At 62.1% G+C, this 4,985-nt stretch carries 3 protein-coding genes; all 3 read left to right on the plus strand.

All coding sequences use genetic code 11. From position 1 onward, the window contains the following. Window positions 1-2,319 (plus strand): aminomethyl-transferring glycine dehydrogenase (gcvP, locus tag WCA53_RS24005; RefSeq protein WP_423916335.1); only part of this gene is annotated, 2,319 nt, incomplete at its 5' end. 166 nt (window positions 2,320-2,485) lie between these two features. After that, window positions 2,486-3,541, plus strand: coding sequence for an alginate lyase family protein (locus WCA53_RS24010; protein ID WP_423916339.1), 1,056 nt, complete (start codon window positions 2,486-2,488; stop codon window positions 3,539-3,541). Window positions 3,542-3,575: 34 nt separating this feature from the next. Next, complete coding sequence (locus tag WCA53_RS24015) at window positions 3,576-4,964, plus strand: L-serine ammonia-lyase (RefSeq protein WP_423916337.1); 1,389 nt, start codon at window positions 3,576-3,578, stop codon at window positions 4,962-4,964. The last annotated feature ends 21 nt before the right edge of the window (window positions 4,965-4,985 follow it).

The following is a 4,985-nucleotide window of genomic DNA, read 5'->3' on the forward strand; positions in this document are numbered from 1 at the left end:
CGCGCCAAGCCGGCGGGAATCGAAGTCAAGGTCGGTCCTGCCGCCGATGCCGCCACCGCCGATGCATTCGGCGTCCTGCTGCAATATCCCGGCGCGAACGGCGATGTCCGCGATTACCGCGCACTCACGGAAGCGGTGCACGCAGCGGGCGGTCATGTGGTCGTCGCGGCCGACCTGCTGGCGCTCACGCTGCTGACGCCGCCGGGTGAATGGGGCGCGGACGTGGCCATCGGCAATACGCAGCGCTTTGGCGTGCCGGTCGGTTTCGGCGGTCCGCACGCGGCCTACATGGCCGTGCGCGATGAATTCAAGCGCCAGATGCCGGGCCGTCTGGTCGGCGTGACTGTCGACGCGCAAGGCAAGCACGCATTGCGTCTCGCGCTGCAAACGCGCGAACAACATATTCGCCGGGAAAAGGCGACATCGAATGTCTGCACGGCGCAGGCGCTGCTCGCGATCATGGCGAGCATGTACGCTGTTTATCACGGCCCGAAGGGTCTCAAGACCATCGCTTTGCGCGTGAATCGCGTGGCCTCCATCTTCGCCGCTGGCGTGCAAAAGCTCGGCTACACGCTCGCGAACACGACCTTCTTCGACACGGTCACGATCGAAAGCGGCGCGAACACGACGCCGCTGCATCAGGCGGCCTCCGCCGTGCATGTGAACCTGCGCCATATCGACGCCAAGCACGTAGGCGTTTCCGTCGATGAAACCACGACGCGCGACGATCTCCTTAAGCTCTTCGCGCTGTTTGCAGAAGTGGCGGGCAAGACGGAAACATTCGACATCGACGCGCTCGATGCCGAAGCGCAGGCCTCGCTGCCGAAATCGCTGGAACGCACGAGCGATTACCTCACGCATCCGGTGTTCAATCGCCATCACTCCGAGCACGAAATGCTGCGCTACCTGCGCAGTCTCGCCGACAAGGATCTCGCGCTCGACCGCACCATGATTCCGCTGGGTTCGTGCACGATGAAGCTCAACGCCACGTCGGAAATGCTGCCGGTCACGTGGCCGGAATTCGGCCAGATTCATCCGTTCGCGCCGGCTGAACAGACTGTCGGCTATCGGACGATGATCGATCAGCTTGAGCAGATGCTGGTCGCATGCACGGGTTACGCGGCGGTGTCGCTGCAACCGAACGCCGGCTCGCAAGGCGAGTACGCGGGCTTGCTGATCATCCATGCGTATCACGCGTCGCGCGGCGAAGGGCATCGCAATGTGTGCCTGATTCCCGCGTCCGCGCACGGCACAAATCCGGCTTCGGCACACATGGCCGGGATGCAGGTGGTTGTCGTAGCCTGCGATGAACAAGGCAACGTGGATATCGCCGACTTGAAGGCGAAGGCTGAAAAGCACGCTGAAAAGCTCGCCGCGATCATGATCACGTATCCGTCCACGCACGGCGTGTTCGAAGCGAATGTGCGCGAAATCTGCGACATCGTCCACACGCATGGCGGCCAGGTCTACGTCGACGGCGCGAACATGAACGCCATGGTCGGCCTGACCGCGCCGGGCCAGTTCGGCGGTGACGTGTCGCACCTGAACCTGCACAAGACGTTCTGCATTCCGCATGGTGGCGGTGGACCGGGTGTCGGTCCCGTCGCGGTCGGCGCGCATCTCGCCAAGTTCCTGCCGAACCAGCACTCCACCGGTTATCGGCGAGATGAGGCGGGGATTGGCGCGGTGTCGTCGGCGCCTTATGGATCGGCGGCCATCCTGCCGATCTCGTGGATGTACGTCGCGATGATGGGCGCGGTGGGTTTGACCGCTGCCACGGAAAACGCGATTCTCGCCGCGAACTACGTCGCCAAGCGCCTCGCGCCGCATTATCCGGTGCTGTACAGCGGCACGGGCGGCCTTGTCGCGCACGAATGCATCCTGGATTTGCGGCCGTTGAAGGAAACCAGCGGCATCTCGGTCGATGACGTCGCCAAGCGCCTGATCGACTACGGTTTTCACGCGCCGACCATGAGTTTCCCGGTACCGGGCACGCTGATGGTCGAGCCGACCGAATCGGAAGCGAAGGAGGAACTGGATCGGTTTATCGACGCGATGATCGCCATTCGGGACGAAATCCGCGCGGTCGAAGAAGGCAAGTCGGATCGCGAGGACAACCCGCTGAAACATGCGCCGCATACCGCAGCGGTCGTCGTCGACGATGCCTGGAGCCACGCGTACTCGCGCGAAACGGCGGCGTACCCGCTGGCATCGCTAGTCGCGCGCAAATACTGGCCTCCGGTTGGCCGCGCCGACAACGCGTATGGCGACCGCAACCTGTTCTGCTCGTGCATTCCGTTGTCGGAGTACGACGAATAGGGGGTACACGAAGCGCGCAAAAACCGTCTGGCTCTGATCGGGCCGGACGGTTTTGCCGGACGTCCACAAGAACCAGCTAACATCTCACCCCGAACCCAAGCCAATCAGGGAGTTTTGCATGGCGCGACAGGTACGACTGGTGAGAAAGGCGTGGCATGTTCCCGCGATGATTGCGGCGTTTGCAGCAACCACAATGACAACGCAGACGGCGTGGGCGGCAATGAATTTTTGCGCCGCGCCTGCGATGCAAAACAGCGAGCGCACCAACGCCGATCCTGGGGTGAAGGCGCTGGTGCAGATGGTGCAATCGCACCTGAACGACGCGCCCAAAGCGCGCGCGAAGCTTCACACGGAAGGCACGTTGCCCGGCCAGGGCATTCACGACGAAAGCGTCGAAGCCGAGAAGGATCTTGCGTTGATGCGCGACGCCGCGCTTGCGTGGCGAGCCACAGGCGATGAACGCTACTTGCGCCTCGTGGACCGTTTCTTGTATGCCTGGGTGACGACCTATCAGCCGAGTTTCAATCCCATCGACGAAACGAATTTCGAGTCGCTGATTCTTGCCTACGACATGACCGCGAGCGCGCTGCCCGTCAAGACGCGCAATGCCGCGAGCGCATTTATCGCGAAGATGACGTCGGGGTACATAGCGGATATCGATAAACAGAAGCGGCCGCTGAGCGGCACGTACCGCAACAACTGGCAGAGTCACCGGATCAAACTGGTCGCGATGGGCGCGTTTACCATCGACGATCGCAGGCTTGTCAACGCCGCGCAGCGGCTTTATGTTGAGCATATTGGCGACAACATTGCGCTGGACGGCTCGACCGTGGATTTCGCCGAACGCGACGCGCTGCACTACGTGACCTACGACTTGCAACCGCTCGTCACCGCCGCGCTCGCTGCGCGCCGGCACAATCGAAACTGGCTTACCGAGCGCGCGCAATCTGGCGCAACGCTTGCTGCCGCGCTGGACTGGCTGACACCTTACGCGCTCGGTACACGTACGCACGACGAGTTCGTCGGCTCGAGAGTTCCGTTCGATGCCACCCGTCGCGAAGCCGGCTTGCCGGGCTTCGCCGGGGCGTGGGATCCGAAGAACGCGGCCGAATTGTTCCATCTTGCGGCGCGGCTGGATGGGCGATATGCGCCCATTGCGCTGCGCCTCGCGCCATCGCCGCCCGCCTGGCTTGCAGTGTGTTTGCCGCTGGCGGCGCGCTGATTTTTTTGCGCATACTTATCGGAGCGTTCATTTCATGGCAGTCAGCGTTTTTGACCTCTTCAAGATCGGCATCGGTCCGTCGAGTTCGCATACGGTAGGTCCCATGCGCGCTGCCCTGATGTTCGTGCAGGGCCTCGAACGCGATGGTCTGCTCGACCTGACGGTATCGGTGAAATGCGAGTTGTACGGCTCGCTGGGCGCGACCGGCAAGGGTCACGGCACCGATCGCGGCGTCATGCTCGGCTTGATGGGCGATGCCCCCGATACTGTCGACGCCAGCACGATCAGCGCGCGTCTTGAAAGCGTGCGCGGGTCGAAAAAGCTATCGCTGCTTGGCCGCCGGGAGATTGCGTTCACGCCGAAGGAACACATTACGTTCTTGCGGCAGGCGCTGGCCGAGCATCCGAACGGCATGAAGCTGCATGCGTACAGCGAAAGCGGTGAGACATTGCGCGACGCAACCTATTTGTCGGTCGGCGGTGGATTCGTGGTGACGGCGGGGGCATCGAACGTGAAGGTGTTGACCGCAATTGAGCAGTTGCCCTACGCGTTTCATTCCGGCGATGAATTGCTCGCGTTGTGTCAGGAGACGGGCAAATCGGTCGCGCAATTGATGTGGGACAACGAGCGCGTCTGGCGTAGCGACGAAGAGATTCGTTCAGGTCTGCTGCGTATCTGGGACGTGATGCAGTCGTGCGTGGCGCGTGGCTGCGGTATCGACAACCCCGATGCCGACGGCACGCTTCCCGGCCCGTTCCAGGTGCGGCGGCGGGCGCCGGTGTTGTATCGCGAATTGGTGAGCAAGCCTGAACAGGCATTGCGCGATCCGCTGTCCATGATGGACTGGATCAACCTTTACGCCATTGCGGTGAACGAGGAAAACGCGGTGGGCGGGCGCGTGGTGACTGCGCCGACCAATGGTGCGGCCGGGATTATTCCTGCTGTGCTGCATTACTACGACCGGTTTATGCCGGGCTCGAATACGCAGGGCGTGATTGACTTTATGCTGACCGCTGCCGCGATTGGCATTTTGTACAAGATGAACGCATCGATATCCGGTGCCGAGGTCGGGTGTCAGGGCGAAGTGGGGGTTGCGTGTTCGATGGCCGCTGCGGGCCTCGCCGCGGTGATGGGGGGGACGCCGAGGCAGGTCGAGAATGCTGCCGAGATCGGCATGGAACATAACCTTGGGCTGACATGCGATCCGGTTGGGGGGATGGTGCAGATTCCGTGCATTGAACGCAATGCGATGGGTTCCATGAAGGCGGTTAATGCGGCGCGCATGGCGATGCGGGGTGATGGCAACCATTATGTTTCGCTTGATTCCGTCATTAAAACGATGATGCAAACCGGCGCGGATATGAAGACCAAGTACAAGGAAACTTCGCGAGGTGGACTGGCCGTCAACATTGTTGAGTGCTGACGGGGGCGCGCGGCTCTGTTC

Source organism: Caballeronia sp. (assembly GCF_049581465.1).
GTDB lineage: Bacteria > Pseudomonadota > Gammaproteobacteria > Burkholderiales > Burkholderiaceae > Caballeronia.